The organism is Streptococcus sp. 2579, from assembly GCF_013277195.1.
Lineage (GTDB): Bacteria > Bacillota > Bacilli > Lactobacillales > Streptococcaceae > Streptococcus.
Genome location: NZ_VMMM01000018.1, coordinates 1 through 18,976 on the forward strand (window position 1 = coordinate 1; position 18,976 = coordinate 18,976).

Sequence of the window (18,976 nt, forward strand, 5' to 3'; positions counted from 1 at the left end):
CTTGCTCGTCAAATCCCGATTTAACGAGATGTTTGGGGATTTTTATACTACATTATTCCCCAAATATAAAATAGGTGAAAAATTTGAAGTTTCTAGTGGAAGTACACCATCAAGAGATAATAAATTATATTGGGATAGCGGAACGATTAATTGGGTAAAAACAACTGAGGTAATAAATAGAGAAATTACGGAAACTGAGGAAAAAATTACAAAATTTGCTTTAGAAAATACATCTCTTAAACTTTTTCCAGTTAATACAATATTAATTGCTATGTATGGTCAAGGACAAACAAGAGGAAGAAGTGCAATCCTCAAAGTTGAATCTACTAGCAACCAAGCATGTGGGGCTATATTTCCAAATAAAATAGACAATCCAGTTTTTATTTGGCATCAATTAATGCTAAGGTATAGCGAATTACGAGAACTTGGACGAGGAGGAAATCAACCTAATTTAAACGGTCAACTGATTAAAAATTTTGAACTGATTTTCCCCCCACTAGCCCTCCAAAATGAGTTCGCAGACTTTGTAGCCCAAGTCGACAAATCACAATTGGCAATCCAAAAATCTCTGGAAGAACTTGAAACTTTGAAGAAATCTCTGATGCAGGAGTATTTTGGCTGATATTCTGCCATTGTAATTACCGTAATGATTTGTTATAATACAATAAAGGAGGAAATCAGATGGTAGTAAAAACAAGAAAACAAGGAAATTCAATCACCATTACGATTCCAAGTGAATTTAATATTCCAAGTGGTGTTAAATACGAAGCGAAATTGTTACCAAGTGGTGAGATTATCTTTACTCCTGAAGAATTGGGGCAGCAGGTTTCTTATGTATCTGATGATGCCTTTGACTTAAATTTAGATAAAATATTTGACGAATACGACGATGTTTTCAAAGCTTTGGTGGAAAAATGACAATCTATCTGACAGAAAAGCAAATTGAAAAAATAAATGCTTTAGCAATTCAACGGTATTCTCCAAATGAGAAAATTCAAACAGTTAGTCCTTCTGCCTTAAATATGATTGTGAACTTACCAGAACAATTTGTCTTTGGGAAGCCTCTTTATCCAACAATTTTTGATAAAGCAACGATACTATTTGTCCAATTGATAAAGAAGCATGTTTTTGCTAATGCTAATAAAAGAACTGCTTTCTTCGTTTTGGTCAAATTTTTACAATTAAACGGCTATCGTTTTTCTGTAACGGTAGAAGAAGCAGTAAAAATGTGTGTAACCATCGCAGTAGAAGCTTTAACTGATGAAAAAATGACAAGCTACTCCAAATGGGTTTCTGAACATTCTGTTAGAGAAAAGGTCAAAAAGTAACCTAGTATGCTGGATTTGAATGAGCACAAGAAAATAAATGAACAGACAATATTAGAATTCTGTAATGCAGAAACTGATATTGTCTCTTTTTATTGATGAATAAGAAAGTGAGAAATTATGGAATCAAAAGTTACAATTATCATGCAAGAAATGTTACCTCTTTTAAATAATGAACAATTACTAGCGTTGAGAGAGAGTTTAGAACATCATCTAGTAGACGGAAAAAAGCAGCAGAAGTATTCGAATAATAACCTGTTGCAACTATTTATTACCGCCAAGCAGGTAGAGGGCTGTAGCTCAAAAACAATTCGTTATTACCAGAGGACGATTGAAAACTTGTTTAATGGTATTAAGGAGTCTGTGACACAACTCACAACAGATGATTTAAGGAGTTATTTAGCAAATTACCAGTCTGAAAAGGATTGTAGTAAGGCGAATTTAGACAATATTAGGCGTATATTGTCTTCTTTTTTTGCTTGGCTTGAGCAAGAGGAATATATCATTAAAAATCCCATTCGACGGATAAAGAAAATTAAGACTGAGCAAAATGTGAAGGAAACTTATACTGATGAACATTTGGAAATTATGCGCGATAACTGTGAAAATTTGAGAGATTTGGCAATAATAGACCTACTAGCATCGACAGGTATGCGTGTAGGGGAGCTTGTACAGTTGAATCGTTCAGATATTGATTTTGAAAACAGAGAGTGTGTTGTCTTTGGTAAAGGAAAGAAGGAGAGACCAGTATATTTTGACGCTCGTACGAAAATTCATTTAAGAAACTATCTTAACGACAGAAAAGATAGTCACCCTGCTCTTTTTGTAACGTTAGTTGGAAAAGTCCAGAGGCTTGGAATTGCTGGTGTAGAGATTCGCTTAAGAAAGTTAGGAGACAAACTCGGTATACAAAAGGTTCACCCACATAAGTTCAGAAGAACTTTAGCGACTAAGGCAATTGATAAAGGTATGCCTATCGAGCAAGTCCAAAAACTGCTAGGTCATAGCAAGATTGACACAACCCTGGCCTATGCCATGGTCAATCAAAATAATGTCAAGCATTCACACCAAAAATTCATCTCTTAAAAGCAAATCCCGATATTCCGAGGAGGTGGTTGCATGAAGAAAGTGAAATTAGGGCAAGTGGCTACTTTTATCAATGGCTATGCTTTTAAACCTCAAGATTGGTCATCTGAAGGGAAAGAGATTATCAGAATACAGAATCTGACTAAAACTTCAAAAGGGATAAATTATTATTCGGGTACGATTGATAAAAAATACATTGTTGAAGCTGGTGATATCCTTATTTCGTGGTCGGGTACATTAGGGATTTTTCAGTGGTGTGGAAGATCCGCAGTGTTAAATCAGCACATTTTTAAAGTGGTTTTTGATAAGATAGATATAGATAAATCGTATTTTAAATATGTTGTTGAAAAAGGTTTACAAGATGCTGTAAAACATACTCATGGTTCCACAATGAAACATTTAACTAAAAAATATTTTGATAATATTATGGTTCCATATACAAATTTGGGAGAGCAACAAAAAATTGCAAGTGAGCTGGATTTGTTAAGCAAGCTGATTTTAAGGAGACAAGAACAACTTGAAGAGCTTAATCTACTTGTAAAATCCCGATTTAACGAGATGTTTGGGGATCCTTTAAATAATAACAAGAAATTTGCAGTAAAAACGGGACAACAGTGTTTTAAATTTTCAAGTGGAAAATTTCTTGATAAACATGATAGAGTTTTTGAAGGTTATCCTGCCTATGGTGGAAATGGCATTGCTTGGAAAAGTCGAAAATATTTAATTGATAATCCTACTATCATCATTGGTCGTGTAGGTGCATATTGCGGTAATGTAAGAACTACCTACGGTAAGGTATGGATAAGTGATAATGCTATATATATAAAAGAATTTAAGAATTCCGATTTTAATCTTGTATTTTTATTAGAATTAATGAAAGTAATTGATTTTAGTAAATTTGCTGATTTCTCAGGTCAACCAAAGATAACTCAAAAACCATTAGAAAATCAGAAATATATTCTCCCCCCTCTTTCCCTCCAAAATGAGTTCGCAGACTTTGTAGCCCAGGTCGACAAATCACAATTTGCTTGTGAGATAGCTATAAAAGTGTGGAGAAATAGCTTGAAATTTAGTATAATATAGCTAAACTATTTGTTTAAAGTGAGAAAAAAATGGGAAATTTTAGCTTTCTTTTAAAAAATGACGAATATGAATCTTTTTCAAAACCTTGCATTGAAGCTGAGAATATGATTGCTACATCAACTGTGGCTACTGCCTTTATGGCGCGTCGTGCTTTAGAGCAGGCTGTCCATTGGATATATAGTCACGATTCATATTTAGAAGCTCCCTATCGTGCTACTCTATCTTCTTTAGTATGGGATGATGATTTTAGGGATATCGTAGATTCTGAACTCCACAAGCAGATAGTTCTGTTGATTCGGTGGGGAAACCATGCTGCTCATGGTGGTGAAATTAAGGAACGAGAAGCTATTTTAGCTTTGCATCATTTGTATCAGTTTGTTAATTTTATCGATTATTGTTACAGCAATGAGTTTGTGGAGCGTTATTTTGATGAGAAGTGCTTACCACTTTCAGCAAACATCAAATACCGAGAAACTCCACAATCTATGATAAAGTTACAAGACAGTTTACCAGAACTGCCTGATTTTCATGAACAGATGGCTGCTCAGTCCGTAGAAGTTCAAGAGACTTATACTGAAAAACGTGAGACTGCAGCGCAACGGCAAGATGTGCCTTTCCATATTGATCAATTATCTGAGGCAGAGACAAGAAAGCTCTTTATTGATATCGATCTCCGTCTAGCAGGATGGATATTTGAAGAAAACTGTCGTGTTGAGATAGCTGTTGATGGTCTCAAGCACGGTTCAGGAATTGGTTACTGTGACTATGTACTTTATGGTAAAAATGGGAAAATTTTAGCGATTGTGGAGGCTAAAAAAGCCTCTGTCAATCCAGAAGTAGGGGAAGTACAGGTCAAAGAATATGCTGAAGCTCTGGAGAAATATATCGGCTATCAGCCAATTTGCTTTATTACAAATGGCTTGAAGCACTATATACTTGATGGTCCAAACCGCCGCCAGATTGCAGGCTTTTACTCTCAAGAAGAATTGCAATTAGTGATGGATAGACGTCATCTTCAAAAACCACTTGAGGATATTTCTAGTAAAATTAGGGACGATATTTCCGGGCGTCACTACCAAAAACATGCGATTGCAAGCGTTTGTGAAGCTTTCTCTAATCATCGTAGACAGGCACTTTTGGTTATGGCAACTGGGGCTGGGAAAACTCGTACAGCAGTTTCTCTAGTTGATATCTTATCACGTCATAACTGGGTAAAAAACGTTCTCTTCTTAGCCGATAGAACTTCCTTGGTTAAGCAAGCCTATGATTCGTTTAGGAAATTACTCCCAGATCTTTCCGTTTGTAACTTCTTAGAAGATAAAGAAGGAGCTCAATCAAGTCGCATGGTCTTTTCAACTTATCCGACTATGATTGGAGCGATTAGTGGTCAAGAAGAAGTAAATCAACGTCCTTTCACTGTTGGGCATTTTGACCTTATCATAATTGACGAATCTCACCGTTCTATTTATCAGAAATACAAGTCCATTTTTGATTATTTTGATGCAAGGATTGTAGGCTTAACAGCTACTCCGCGTCAAGATTTAGATAAAAACACCTATGGATTCTTTAATTTGGAGAATGGTGTTCCAACATATGCATATGATTTGGAAGAGGCTGTTAAAGACGGATATTTAGTAGCCTATCATTCTATCGAAACCAAACTGAAACTACCTACGGATGGTCTACATTATGATGATTTGTCCGAAGAAGAAAAGGAACATTTTGATAGCAAATTTGAAGACGATAGCTGTGAAAAAGATATTGATGGGAGTGTGTTTAATTCCTTTATTTTCAATAAAAGTACAGTAGAAATTGTTTTAAATGAACTCATGACAAGAGGAATTCAGACAGCCTCGGGTGATGAAATTGGTAAAACTATTATTTTTGCTAAAAATCATGATCATGCGGAATATATCAGAGGTATTTTTAACAACCGCTATCCTGAAAAAGAGAGCGACTATGCTCAGGTGATTGATTATAGTATTAAGCATTATCAGACCTTGATTGATGATTTTAAAATTAAGGAGAAGTATCCTCAAATTGCGATTTCTGTCGATATGTTAGATACAGGTATTGATGTACCAGAGGTTGTTAATTTAGTCTTCTTCAAGAAAGTACGCTCTAAAACTAAGTTTTGGCAGATGATTGGTCGAGGAACCCGTCTATGTAAAGATTTATTTGGACCTGAGCAGGATAAGGAAAACTTCTTGGTATTTGATTATGGGGACAATTTTGATTATTTTCGTGCAGATCCAAGAGATGGAGAGGGGCGTCACATTGTTTCGTTGAGTCAGCGTTTATTTAATATCAAAGTGGACTTGATTCGAGAACTTCAGGGACTCCAATACCAAGAAGATCAGTTTGCTAGAGCATACCGTCAGGAGCTTGTTTCAGAACTTCAAGGTCGTATAGAGAGCTTAAATGAGTTGGACTTCAGGGTTCGTATGGTTTTAGATACAGTTTATAGCTATAGGAAATTGGAAAGTTGGCAGAATCTAACTGCTGTTACAAGTGAGACCATTCAAAAAAATCTCTCTCCGCTTTTATTTGATGAAGATAAAGAAGATGAGATGGCGAGGAGATTTGATCTGTGCTTGCTTCATATTCAGTTGGGGCAACTGACAGCTAAATCTTCCGCTGTTCATATTTCCCAAGTGATGAAGACGGCTAGAGCTCTTTCTGCTATTGGTAATATTCCGCAGGTTTTTGAGCAGGCTGAAATTATCAGGAAAGTACAGGAGCCTGAATTTTGGAAAGAAGTTAGCTTGTCTGATTTGGAAAAAATTCGTCTTGCTATTCGAGATTTATTACAGTTTTTGGATAAAACAGACCGTAAACCCTACTATGTTAACTTTGAAGATCGTATACTCTCTACTGTTCACGAGACCACAGCATTTTTGCAGGTCAACGATCTTCGATCTTATAATGAAAAAGTTGAGCATTATTTGAAAACTCATCTGGATGAGGAGTCCATTTCTAAGCTATACCATAATAAAAAGTTGACATCTGATGATATGCTTGCACTTGAAAAATTGCTCTGGGAAAAATTAGGTAGTAAAGCAGACTACCAACATCATTATGAAAATAAGGCAATTCCGAGATTGGTGCGTGAGATTATTGGCTTAGATAGAAAGTCTGCTAATCGTATTTTTTCTAAATTTTTGTCGGATGAGAATCTTAATGCTAGGCAGATTTCATTTGTGAAATTGATTGTAGACTACATTGTAGAAAATGGTTGCTTAGAGATGAAAGTGTTAACGCAAGAGCCGTTTAAATCTCATGGATCTGTTCAGCTACTCTTTCAACACCAACTACCAGTACTTCGTAATATTGTTCAAACCATTGAACTTATCAATAATCGAGCTGGAGAAGTGGCTTAAATTCTAAAGTGATTGCCATGCTGAGACTCATTTAAAATTAAAAAGAGTAGAAATTTATGTTATATATGAGAAGTTTTATTAGGAAGAATGTCATCGTTTTCCTAGAATACAGTATCAGTTGTTAAGTGGCTGATAAATTTCAAAGTAGATACTTGTACCACGATGTTTGTTGATCGAGTTATTAACAAAAGAGCTACTTTGATTTTAAAGAAATAGAAAACAAAAAGCCGAGCAAGAATTCAATTGCAGGAGAAAATGAAGGAATACTCAATGAAAATCAAAGATCAAACTAGGAAACTAGTTGCAGGCTGCTCAAAATACTGTTTTGAGGTTGTAGATAAGACTGACGAAGTCAGTAACCATACCCACGGCAAGGCGATGTTGACGGAGATTGAAGAGATTTTCGAAGAGTATAAATCTTCCTAGGATAAAGCAAAACGCATAGTATCAAGGGTTTTCAACACTTGATACTATGCGTTTTCTGATGTTAAAGACTTTCTACCAGGTTTTTTTAAAGCATAATTGTTAGTTGTAGTCATTTATTATTCTTCAAAGAAAAATGGTGGGGCGAATTTTTTCAGTTCTTCAAAGCACTTTTGAGCAGCATCTGTATCTTCACAGATGATAAGGCAAACATCATCACCACAAAGGGTTGCGATAATATATTGGAAATCAAGAGCATCAATAATTGTCGCGAACGATTGTGCTAGACCAGGAAGAGTTTTGAGTAGGACTTGGTGCTGAATAGGTCGCAACATGATGAGGGCATCTTCCATATAGTTTTCCAAACGTTTTTCCCATTTTGAGATGGAACCATTATTAAGAACATAATAAGCGTTATCTTCTTCGCGGACTTTTGACAGGTTCATATTTTTGATGTCGCGTGAGAGAGTTGCCTGGGTAACTTGAATGTCGTTATCAGCAAGAAGGGCTTGCAACTCAGCCTGTGTATGAATCTTGTTTTTTGCAACAAGAGCGCGTATGAGTTGGTGGCGGTGTTCAGATTTATTCATAATAATTTAACTCCTTTTTTAGTAAGGTATTGTAAGTGTGGACTGAGCGAGGTCGACAGTCAAGTGGTAGTCGGTATTGTCACGGATTGTGATTTCAAAGTCAGTAGTATAGAGGACTAAACGAAGAGTATCTCCTTCTTTTAGCTTATAAATAGTTGGTTGCAGTTCAAATTGCACATCCATCCATTCATCTGCAGTAATATCCTCTACTAACAGTAGATCAGTTCTATTTTGTAAATTAAGGTAGCCTTTTGTCACGACTCGTTGTGCATCTGGCCTAAATGGTAATTCACAGAGATTTTCCAACATGTGGTAGCGTCCATTATCAATGGTTTTAGCACTTAAAATAGCTGGATAAGGTTGTAGGTATTTCTTTTGACCAAGTTCCAGTAGTTGAGCAGATAAGAACCCCTTGTTTGTGCTGGATTTGATACGAAGATTAAGCTGAGCGCGACCGTTCAGGTGGAGATCTTTAGTCACAGGCAGGTCAATAGTAATCTGATTGGCTTTCCCTTGATAGAGTTCCGTATTGAAGGTCTGGTAGGTCTTACCATAACGCTCAAAATCCTTATCTGGGTACTGGTTTTGAATAGCTTGCTCTTCTTGCCCAAGTGAGAAGGTTTCAAAGTTTTCTTGCCCACCGAAGTTATCAAGTGATAGCCAAGTCTGTGGAGCTGTATTGTCCTGCCAGATAAGAGTAGGAAGTTGGAAATCTGTATCTTGTCCCAGTAATTTTTTAGTCAATAAGGCATTCATGGCTTCACGGAAATCAATGGACTGCCAGTTATTCATATAAACATGGGCACCATTATGGAAAAAGAGGTGCTTGTTTATATGATTAGGAAGGGCATGGAACATCTGGTAAACATGAAGTGGTTTGACATTCCAATCCTGTGAACCGTGGGTAAAGACAACCTCTGCTTTTACATTATGGGCATTGAGCAGATAGTTGCGATCATGCCAAAACTGGTTATAGTCGCCGGTCTTGCGATCTAGTTGTTCCTTTACTTTTTCTAAGTCAGCTTGGTGAGCTTCATTGCCACGGATATAGTCGCCAGCCAAGAGATTACGAGAATAGGTTAACTCAGCAAGGGAGTCAAAGTCCTCACCGGGATAACCGCCTGGACTAGTTACCAGACCGTTTTCACGGTAGTAGTTGTACCATGAAGAAATGCCAGCCTCAGCAATGATTACTTCTAAACCATCGACGCCTGTAGTCGCAAGCCCATTGGACATAGTTCCAAGATAGGAAAGTCCAGTTGTGGCAACTTTTCCGTTTGACCAGTCAGCTTTGACTTGACGTTGGCGCGTGTGGTCAGTAAAGGCACGGCAACGGCCATTAAGCCAATCGATGACATTTTTATAAGCCTCGATTTGCTGGTAGTCTCCATTAGTCATGAAACCAGTAGAGTCTTTGGTACCAATACCTGACACATAGAGATTGGCAAAACCTCGTGGAAGGAAATAGTCATTAAGAGTATAGCTAGAGTTGATGTGGCTTAGCTTTTCCTCAGCTTCCGACACAAGCTCAGCTTGGCCTTGGGGTTGGACGAGATTGAGTTGAGGTTCCTCTAGTTCAATCTTATGAGCAGGCTTTACCTCAAGCTCGCCCTCCATCTTGTAGAGAGCCTTATCGCTTGCCTTGTCATTTGTTCCCTGATGATAAGGGCTGGCTGTCATGATGGCAGGGATTTTTCCATCAAAACGAGGACGAATAATGCTGACCTTGACTAAGTCTGGAAGACCTTTTTGGTCAGTATCGACACGAGACTCAACGTAAACGACTTCACGAATGACATCATGGCTGGAAAAAGTTGCTAAACTTTTGCCGTTAAAGTAGTGATAGTCATTATCCTCAGAGATAAGACCGTCGCTTACCAGTTGATGAATCAGGGTATTCCCTTTTTTGGTGCGAGTATTGAGTAACTGATAGAGATTTTCAATCAAGTCATCGTATACAATAGGAAATCCAGTCTCTTTACGAAAAGCTTCACTGTCTTCGAAGTCAACCAAATAAGAAAAGCCTAAAAGTTGAAAAGTAACAGTATAAAAAATATCTGCTGTCAAGTCTTTATCAGATTTGAAAAAAGTTAATATGTTAGTTTCTTTGTCTATAGCCAAGCAGGAGAGTGGATAGTCGGTGTTCTCATAAGTGAAAAAGAAGCGACGTAAAAAAGTTTCCAGTAATTCCTTGGGATTGGCTGTGTTTTGTAAATCAAAGCCACATTTTTTTAGTTCAGATAAGATATTTTCTTTTGGAAAAGTGATATAACTATATTGATTAAAACGCATAGAACCTCCATATAGAATGATAGTTAAGGTTATTATATCAAAAAAAAAGCAGAAAGGGAATTGTTAACTGCAAAAGGAAATAATCCAATAAAAATGAATAAAGTGCTAAATTCAATATAGAGAACAGTGTAATAATAGACGTAATGGGTATAATATAAAAATTCTAGGAGATTTATATTGTATGTTTTCTATTTTATATATAATATAGTATAAATATAAAAAATAATGACAAAAACACAAATGAATAAAAAGTAAATTAGTACGCTGATGAAATTTTTCTCAAGAGAAGCCTTTTATAGGTGAAAATGGTATAATATAGTGAGAAGGATAGAGGAGAAGTGTAAATTGATCGCACAACTAGATACAAAAACAGTCTATAGTTTTATGGAGAGTGTCATTTCAATCACCAAGTATGTGAGAGCAGCTAAAGAATTCGGCTACACTCATCTGGCTATAATGGATATTGATAATCTTTATGGTGCTTTTGACTTTCTAGAGGTTACAAAAAAATATGGCATTCATCCTTTATTAGGGCTTGAAATGACTGTATTTGTGGATGCTCAGGAAGTGAATCTGCGCTTTTTAGCTCTATCTAGTGTGGGCTATCAGCAGTTGATGAAGCTTTCAACAGCCAAGATGCAGGGGGAGAAAACTTGGTCAGTCCTGTCTCAGTACCTAGAGGATATCGCGGTAATTGTGCCTTATTTTGAAGAGCTTGAATCACTAAATCTAGGCTGTGATTACTATATAGGGGTTTATCCGGAAACACTGGTAAGCGAATTTTATCGTCCTATCTTACCCCTCTATCGGGTCAATGTCTTTGAAAGTAGGGATAGAGAAGTTCTGCAAGTCTTAACAGCAATTAAAGAAAACCTACCGCTCAGAGAAGTTCCCTTGCGTTCACGACAAGATGTCTTTATATCAGCAAATTCTTTAGAGAAATTATTCCTAGAACGATTTCCGCAAGCCTTGGAAAACTTAGAAAAGCTTATTTCAGGTATTTCTTACGATTTGGATACTAGTTTGAAACTGCCTCGTTTTAACCCAGCTAGACCAGCAGTAGAAGAGTTGAGAGAACGTGCTGAGCTTGGGCTTGCCCAGAAGGGATTGTCTAGTAAAGAATATCAAGATCGACTAGACCAAGAATTGGCTGTTATTCATGATATGGGTTTTGATGATTATTTCTTGGTTGTCTGGGATTTGCTGCGTTTTGGACGCTTGAATGGTTATTATATGGGCATGGGACGGGGTTCCGCAGTTGGTAGCTTGGTTTCCTATGCCTTGGACATTACAGGAATTGACCCAGTAGAGAAAAATCTGATTTTTGAACGTTTCCTCAATCGTGAACGCTATACCATGCCTGATATTGATATTGATATTCCTGATATTTATCGTCCAGATTTTATCAGGTATGTTGGCAATAAATACGGTAGTAAACATGCGGCGCAAATCGTTACTTTTTCTACCTTTGGCGCCAAGCAGGCCTTGCGAGATGTTTTGAAACGCTATGGTGTGCCCGAGTATGAATTATCTGCAATTACCAAGAAAATCAGTTTTCGGGACAATCTTAAGTCGGCCTATGAGGGCAATCTCCAGTTTCGTCAGCAAATCAATAGTAAGTTAGAATACCAAAAAGCCTTTGACATTGCCTGCAAGATTGAGGGCTATCCAAGACAAACCTCTGTCCATGCAGCTGGTGTTGTAATCAGTGACCAAGATTTGACCAACTACATTCCTCTAAAGCATGGTGATGAAATTCCACTGACTCAGTATGATGCTCATGGAGTTGAAGCTAGTGGGCTTTTGAAAATGGACTTTCTGGGACTACGAAATTTGACCTTTGTCCAGAAAATGCAAGAATTGCTTGCTGAAACAGAAGATATTCATCTGAAAATAGAAGAAATAGATTTGGAAGACAACGAAACGTTAGCTTTATTTGCCTCTGGAAATACAAAAGGTATCTTTCAATTTGAGCAACCGGGTGCCATTCGCTTGCTCAAGCGTGTCCAACCAGTTTGTTTTGAAGATGTCGTAGCAACTACTTCCCTAAATCGACCAGGTGCTAGTGACTACATCAATAATTTTGTGGCAAGAAAGCATGGGCAGGAAGAAGTGACTGTTCTGGATCCAGTACTGGAGGATATTTTGGCTCCAACCTATGGTATCATGCTCTATCAGGAGCAGGTTATGCAGGTTGCTCAGCGATTTGCTGGATTTAGTCTTGGGAAAGCCGATATTTTGCGTCGGGCTATGGGGAAAAAGGATGCCTCTGCCATGCATGAGATGAGGGCTTCCTTTATTCAAGGTTCATTAGAAGCTGGTCATACTGTGGAAAAGGCAGAGCAGGTCTTTGATGTCATGGAGAAGTTTGCAGGTTATGGTTTTAACCGATCTCATGCCTATGCATACTCAGCCTTGGCTTTCCAGTTGGCTTATTTCAAAACGCATTATCCAGCCATTTTTTATCAGGTCATGTTGAATTCTGCCAACAGTGATTACTTAACAGATGCCTTAGAAGCAGGCTTTGAAGTGGCGCCTCTGTCCATCAACACCATTCCCTATCACGATAAAATTGCCAACAAGTCCATCTATCTAGGATTGAAATCGATTAAGGGAGTCAGCAAGGATTTGGCACTTTGGATTCTTGAAAACAGACCCTATTCTAACATTGAAGATTTTATAGCTAAATTACCTGAGAATTATCTGAAACTTCCTCTGCTAGAACCTTTGGTAAAAGTTGGTCTTTTCGATTTATTTGAAAGAAATCGTCAAAAAGTATTCAATAATTTAGTTAATCTATTTGAATTTGTGAAAGAGTTAGGAAGTTTGTTTGGAGATACTATTTATAGTTGGCAGGAATCGGAAGATTGGACAGAGCAAGAAAAATTCTATATGGAACAAGAGCTTTTAGGGATAGGTGTTAGCAAACATCCCCTACAAACTATCGCAAGTAAAGCTATTTACCCGATTACCCCAATCGGAAATTTATCAGAAAATAGCTACGCTATTATTTTGGTTGAAGTTCAGAAAATAAAAGTAATTCGTACCAAAAAGGGTGAAAATATGGCTTTCTTACAGGTAGATGACAGTAAGAAAAAATTGGATGTCACTCTCTTTTCAGACTTATATCGTCAAGTTGGGCAGGAAATAAAAGAGGGAGCCTTCTACTATATAAAAGGAAAAATCCAGTCACGTGATGGCCGTCTGCAAATGATTGCACAAGAAATAAGAGAAGCAGTTGCTGAACGCTTTTGGATACAGGTGAAGAATCATGATTCGGATCAAGAAATTTCACGTATTTTAGACCAATATAAAGGCCAAATCCCAGTCATCATCAGGTATGAAGAGGAACAGAAAACAATCGTTTCTCCCCATCATTTTGTAGCTAAATCCAATGAATTAGAAGCGAAGTTGAATGAAATCGTTATGAAAACGATTTATCGCTAAAAATACGGAAAATAGAAGAATTTTAAAATCAAATGTGGTATAATCAATAAGAATGTTAAAAGAAAAAGGAGCATAACCAATATGAAACGTATTGCTGTTTTGACTAGTGGTGGAGACGCCCCTGGTATGAACGCTGCTATCCGTGCAGTTGTTCGTCAAGCAATTTCAGAAGGAATGGAAGTGTTTGGTATCTATGACGGATATGCTGGTATGGTTGCCGGTGAAATTCATCCCTTAAATGCGGCTTCAGTAGGAAACATCATTTCTCGTGGTGGTACTTTCCTTCACTCAGCTCGTTACCCAGAGTTCGCTCAACTTGAAGGGCAACTTAAAGGGATTGAGCAATTGAAAAAACACGGCATTGAAGGTGTAGTTGTTATCGGTGGTGACGGATCTTACCACGGTGCTATGCGTTTGACTGAGCATGGTTTCCCAGCTATCGGTCTTCCAGGTACAATTGATAACGATATCGTTGGTACTGACTTCACAATCGGTTTTGACACAGCGGTTACGACTGCTATGGACGCTATCGATAAGATTCGTGATACATCATTAAGTCACCGTCGTACTTTTGTCATCGAAGTTATGGGGCGTAACGCTGGTGATATCGCTCTTTGGGCTGGTATCGCAACTGGTGCTGATGAAATTATCATCCCTGAAGAAGACTTCAAAATTGAAGATATCGTAGCAAGTATCAAAGCTGGCTATGAATGTGGTAAAAGACACAATATCATCGTTTTGGCAGAGGGTGTTATGTCAGCAGATGAATTTGCTCAAAAACTGAAAGAAGCAGGAGATACGACCGATCTTCGTGTGACAGAACTTGGACATATTCAACGTGGTGGTTCTCCAACTGCGCGTGACCGTGTATTGGCGTCACGTATGGGTGCCCATGCCGTTAAACTTCTTAAAAAAGGTATCGGTGGTGTTGCGGTAGGTATTCGTAACGAAAAAATGGTTGAAAACCCAATTCTTGGTACTGCAGAAGAAGGAGCATTGTTTAGTTTGGCAGCAGACGGTAAGATTATTGTAAATAATCCACACAAAGCTGATCTTGACCTGTCACAATTGAACAATTGCTTGTCATAATTCATAATTTAGTTAATAAGACCAAAAGGTCATATATATAAAGGAGTCACAAAAAATCATGAACAAACGTGTAAAAATCGTTGCAACTTTGGGTCCTGCGGTAGAAATCCGTGGTGGTAAAAAATTCGGTGATGACGGATACTGGGGTGAAAAACTTGATGTTGAAGCTTCAGCTAAAAACATTGCTAAATTGATTGAAGCTGGTGCTAACACATTCCGTTTCAACTTCTCACACGGTGACCACCAAGAACAAGGTGAGCGTATGGCAACTGTTAAACTTGCTGAAAAACTTGCAGGTAAAAAAGTTGGTTTCCTTCTTGATACAAAAGGACCAGAAATCCGTACAGAATTGTTCGAAGGTGAAGCTAAAGAATATTCATACAAAACTGGTGAAAAAATCCGTGTTGCAACTAAACAAGGAATCAAATCAACTCGTGAAGTGATTGCATTGAACGTTGCTGGTGCTCTTGATATTTATGATGATGTTGAAGTTGGTCGTCAAGTTTTGGTTGACGATGGTAAACTTGGTCTTCGTGTTGTTGCTAAAGATGACGCAACTCGTGAGTTTGAAGTTGAAGTTGAAAATGATGGCGTAATTGCTAAACAAAAAGGTGTGAACATCCCTAACACTAAAATTCCTTTCCCAGCTCTTGCTGAACGCGATAACGACGATATCCGTTTCGGTCTTGAACAAGGTATCAACTTCATCGCGATTTCATTCGTACGTACTGCAAAAGATGTGAACGAAGTTCGTGCAATCTGTGAAGAAACTGGAAACGGACATGTTCAATTGTTCGCTAAAATCGAAAACCAACAAGGTATCGATAACTTGGATGAAATCATCGAAGCAGCTGATGGTATCATGATCGCTCGTGGTGACATGGGTATCGAAGTACCATTCGAAATGGTTCCAGTTTACCAAAAAATGATTATCAAGAAAGTCAATGCTGCAGGTAAAGTTGTTATCACTGCAACAAACATGCTTGAAACAATGACTGAAAAACCACGTGCAACTCGTTCAGAAGTATCAGACGTATTTAATGCTGTTATCGACGGTACTGACGCTACAATGCTATCAGGCGAGTCTGCAAACGGTAAATACCCACTCGAGTCAGTAACTACAATGGCTACAATCGACAAGAATGCTCAAACTCTTCTTAATGAATACGGACGTTTGGATTCAGATTCATTCGAACGTAACTCTAAGACAGAAGTAATGGCTTCAGCTGTTAAAGATGCGACTAACTCAATGGACATTAAATTGGTTGTAACTCTTACTAAGACAGGTCACACTGCACGTTTGATTTCTAAATACCGTCCAAATGCTGACATCTTAGCATTGACATTTGACGAATTGACAGAACGTGGTTTGATGTTGAACTGGGGTGTTATCCCAATGTTAACAGATGCTCCATCTTCAACTGACGATATGTTCGAAATTGCTGAACGTAAAGCAGTTGAAGCAGGTCTTGTAGAATCTGGTGACGATATTGTTATCGTTGCTGGTGTACCAGTAGGAGAAGCTGTTCGCACAAACACAATGCGTATCCGCACAGTACGTTAAGAAAAATATAAAAACCTATCATATCCAGCTTTAGAGCTTGTGTGATAGGCTTTTTTGTATAGAGGGTAAGAAAGAGGCAAAACTTTCATAATCGATTGAAGTAAGATATGCACAAATTGATTAGGAAAGTCAAATGAATTTCTATAAATGTTTTAGCAATCGCAATCTACTTGTCTAGATTCGATCTGATATATTTTCGATTTAATGATATGGTATTTAAAACCTCCAAAGCAGCTTGCTCCATTCTTTTACTTACGTGAGTGTAGATGTTATTTATTGTTTTAGCGTCTTTGTGTTTCACTCTAACCATTATAGCATTCTTCTCAGCTAGTGTACTAAGGAGTGTATGCCTGAAAATATGGGAACTAAGGGGCTGATTTATCGGTTTCGCTAGTTTAGTATTTGCATTTTGCAAAGTGATCTTAAATCCCTTTCTCTAAATTGACATATCACTAGTGTTTAACAAAATCTAATCTGCTTTAGGTCACTTATTCTTTTTTTGAAATGTAGAATGAACTTTTTCAAAGTTTTTCGAATCCTTTAAAATCTGTTTGTTTTATATCGCCATTCTCCCCCTTTTTTAATTCTCCCTATACAGCCTGGCAATTTTTCCGATGGTACGAATATGGTTGCTTTCGTTTAGGTGGATGTCGGGATTGAGTTTTTTTGAGGTAGCCTTGGCGGAGTTTCTTGACATAGTTAGCGCCGTCTACTTGGAAGATGCCGATGGTATTATAGTCAATCTGTGGGGGATTCTTGATAAATAGGTAGTCGCCGTTTCTTATCTTTGGCTCCATGGCCCTGCTGACGACATAAGCGATTGCGTCTTAGTCGTCTGGGATTTCATCCTCATAGAATGGGAATTCCATATCTAAATCGTCGTCCTGCATCAAGCGGCTACCTGCAGAGATAAACTACCTAAAACGAGAGTAAGTAGTCTGTCTGTAGTCGTCCAGTCTGATGATTTTTACGATACTTCGTTTATCTTCGTTTTTCTGCTCATACAGTTGCCTCTCGGCATAGGTCAGGATTTTACCTTGTCTGGATGGTGTCCGTTGGTCGTAGATAGATTGGATATCGCTAGGAGAATCCTTTTGAACTGGAGGAAAGAGGCATCAATCAAGCTACTGAATACTTTAGCTAAGTCAAATATAGTATTTTTCTTAGTAGTCCTAACCCTTTTTTCATAATTTCCAATGGTGTTTTTACTTATACCTATCTTAGTACCCAATTTTTATTGAGTCCAACCATTTACTAGTCTATATTGTTTTATTTTTAGACTGTAACAATCGCAATCTCTTCTTTATCCACAAATGAAATCGCTTTCTATTTTTATAAGTAAAGCATAACACGAAATCCACGAAAATGAAAACTTTGTTGTGTTTTCGTAAAAAATTTGTTGACAGAGCACGAAACGCCTACTATAATTAAATCAAGCTTAAGGAAATAACAAAAAAACAAATCAGAGGGAAAGACGATGAACACACTAAATGAGAAAGTAATCAATATTTGTAAAGCAGTAGTTAAAGAAACTTTAATCCAAGACATTTAGGAGAAAAGATGAAGAAATCAAGAAAATTAGCCACATTAGGACTCTGTTCAGCCTTGTTTTTAGGCTTGGCAGCTTGTCAACAAGATGCTACAATTTCGAATGGGACGAGTCAAAGGCAAAGTAGTTCAACGAAAGTGCCATGGAAAGCTTCATACACCAACCTAAACACCCAGGTAAGTACAGAAGAGGTCAAATCTGTCTTATCAGCTCACTTGGATCCAAATAGTGTTGATGCCTTTTTTAATCTTGTAAATGATTATAATACCATTGTTGGCTCAACTGGTTTATCAGGAGATTTCACTTCCTTTACTCACACCGAATACGATCTTGAGAAAATTAGCCATCTTTGGAATCAAAAGAAGGGCGATTTCGTTGGGACCAACTGCCGTATCAATAGTTATTGTCTTTTGAAAAATTCAGTCACCATTCCAAAGCTTGAAAAGAATGACCAATTGCTTTCCCTAGATAATGATGCGATTGATAAGGGAAAGGTCTTTGATTCACAAGATAAGGAAGAGTTTGATATTCTATTTTCGAGAGTTCCAACTGAGGCAACTACAGATGTCAAGGTTCACGCTGAAAAGATGGAAACATTCTTCTCCCAATTTCAATTCAACGACAAAGCTCGAATGCTGTCTGTAGTTTTGCACGATAATCTGGATGGCGAGTATCTGTTTATTGGACACGTTGGCGTCTTAGTACCTGCTGATGACGGTTTCTTATTTGTAGAGAAATTGACTTTCGAAGAGCCCTACCAAGCGATTAAATTTGCCAGCAAGGAAGATTGTTACAAGTATTTAGGCACCAAGTATGCGGACTATACAGGCGAGGGACTGGCTAAGCCTTTTATCATGGATAATGATAAGTGGGTTAAACTTTAATGGTGGTATGATATGACAGTAATCCTAGAACTTTTATTTCTATTTTTGATGAGTTGGTGGGTTATTTCAATCGTTAATAGCCAGAAACCACGAAAAAATGAAACATTTATTGGTTATATCCAAAGATACGATATTGATGGGAATGGCTGTCAATCAGAACTATGGGAAGTGACTGAGGAGGAAGATAAGATGTTTTGTAAAATATCTCTAACAATCATTGCTTTTTAGAACCTTAAAATTTAATGTCATTAACACAAAATAAAT

The 18,976-nt window shown here is 37.6% G+C and carries 15 protein-coding genes; 12 read left to right on the top strand and 3 right to left on the bottom strand.

Annotated elements, in window-relative coordinates:
- The 7 genes from HT725_RS08295 to HT725_RS08325 all read left to right on the top strand — a co-directional run.
- On the top strand, window positions 1-622 hold a 622-nt coding region (locus tag HT725_RS08295; RefSeq protein WP_173253390.1), incomplete at its 5' end, for a restriction endonuclease subunit S.
- Between the two features lie 59 nt (window positions 623-681).
- Window positions 682-918 carry an AbrB family transcriptional regulator gene (locus tag HT725_RS08300; protein WP_000260605.1) on the top strand — a complete coding sequence of 79 codons (237 nt, stop codon included), beginning with the start codon at window positions 682-684 and terminating at the stop codon, window positions 916-918.
- Window positions 915-1,328, top strand: a complete 414-nt coding sequence (locus HT725_RS08305) for a type II toxin-antitoxin system death-on-curing family toxin (RefSeq protein ID WP_023941843.1) — start codon at window positions 915-917, stop codon at window positions 1,326-1,328. The genes HT725_RS08300 and HT725_RS08305 overlap by 4 nt, the downstream gene beginning before the upstream one ends.
- Window positions 1,329-1,445: 117 nt before the next feature.
- Complete coding sequence (gene xerA, locus HT725_RS08310; RefSeq protein ID WP_023936148.1) at window positions 1,446-2,411, top strand: site-specific tyrosine recombinase/integron integrase; 966 nt, start codon at window positions 1,446-1,448, stop codon at window positions 2,409-2,411.
- A 33-nt stretch (window positions 2,412-2,444) separates the two neighbouring features.
- Window positions 2,445-3,494 (top strand): restriction endonuclease subunit S, encoded by a 1,050-nt coding sequence (locus tag HT725_RS08315; protein WP_173253391.1) that lies wholly within the window; start codon window positions 2,445-2,447, stop codon window positions 3,492-3,494.
- A gap of 29 nt (window positions 3,495-3,523) precedes the next feature.
- Window positions 3,524-6,874: a DEAD/DEAH box helicase family protein gene (locus HT725_RS08320; RefSeq protein WP_173253392.1), complete on the top strand. Its 3,351-nt coding sequence runs from the start codon at window positions 3,524-3,526 to the stop codon at window positions 6,872-6,874.
- A 270-nt stretch (window positions 6,875-7,144) separates the two neighbouring features.
- Entirely contained in the window at window positions 7,145-7,300 is a 156-nt protein-coding gene (locus tag HT725_RS08325) for a hypothetical protein (RefSeq protein ID WP_173253393.1), read from the top strand.
- Window positions 7,301-7,416: 116 nt separating this feature from the next.
- On the opposite strand, the gene HT725_RS08330 is transcribed toward HT725_RS08325, so the two are convergent.
- Window positions 7,417-7,887 (bottom strand): arginine repressor, encoded by a 471-nt coding sequence (locus tag HT725_RS08330; protein WP_173253394.1) that lies wholly within the window; start codon window positions 7,885-7,887, stop codon window positions 7,417-7,419.
- Between the two features lie 18 nt (window positions 7,888-7,905).
- Window positions 7,906-10,179 (bottom strand): Xaa-Pro dipeptidyl-peptidase, encoded by a 2,274-nt coding sequence (locus HT725_RS08335; protein WP_173253395.1) that lies wholly within the window; start codon window positions 10,177-10,179, stop codon window positions 7,906-7,908.
- Window positions 10,180-10,524: 345 nt separating this feature from the next.
- Here HT725_RS08335 and HT725_RS08340 point away from each other — a divergent pair, with 345 nt between their 5' ends.
- From HT725_RS08340 to pyk, 3 genes are all read left to right on the top strand, one after another.
- Window positions 10,525-13,626 (top strand): DNA polymerase III subunit alpha, encoded by a 3,102-nt coding sequence (locus HT725_RS08340; RefSeq protein WP_173253396.1) that lies wholly within the window; start codon window positions 10,525-10,527, stop codon window positions 13,624-13,626.
- 81 nt (window positions 13,627-13,707) lie between these two features.
- Window positions 13,708-14,715 carry a 6-phosphofructokinase gene (gene pfkA / locus HT725_RS08345; RefSeq protein ID WP_000820871.1) on the top strand — a complete coding sequence of 336 codons (1,008 nt, stop codon included), beginning with the start codon at window positions 13,708-13,710 and terminating at the stop codon, window positions 14,713-14,715.
- A gap of 58 nt (window positions 14,716-14,773) precedes the next feature.
- Window positions 14,774-16,279 (top strand): pyruvate kinase, encoded by a 1,506-nt coding sequence (pyk, locus tag HT725_RS08350; protein WP_050224194.1) that lies wholly within the window; start codon window positions 14,774-14,776, stop codon window positions 16,277-16,279.
- A gap of 590 nt (window positions 16,280-16,869) precedes the next feature.
- Here the strand turns inward: pyk and HT725_RS08355 are convergent.
- Complete coding sequence (locus HT725_RS08355) at window positions 16,870-17,076, bottom strand: S24 family peptidase (RefSeq protein WP_173212270.1); 207 nt, start codon at window positions 17,074-17,076, stop codon at window positions 16,870-16,872.
- Window positions 17,077-17,839: 763 nt separating this feature from the next.
- On the opposite strand from HT725_RS08355, the gene HT725_RS08360 reads away from it, so the two are divergent.
- Both HT725_RS08360 and HT725_RS08365 read left to right on the top strand, forming a co-directional pair.
- Window positions 17,840-18,712, top strand: a complete 873-nt coding sequence (locus tag HT725_RS08360; protein WP_112443568.1) for a DUF4300 family protein — start codon at window positions 17,840-17,842, stop codon at window positions 18,710-18,712.
- A 12-nt stretch (window positions 18,713-18,724) separates the two neighbouring features.
- A complete protein-coding gene (locus HT725_RS08365; protein WP_173253397.1) occupies window positions 18,725-18,940 on the top strand; it encodes a hypothetical protein in 216 nt (71 codons plus the stop codon).
- Window positions 18,941-18,976: the final 36 nt, after the last annotated feature.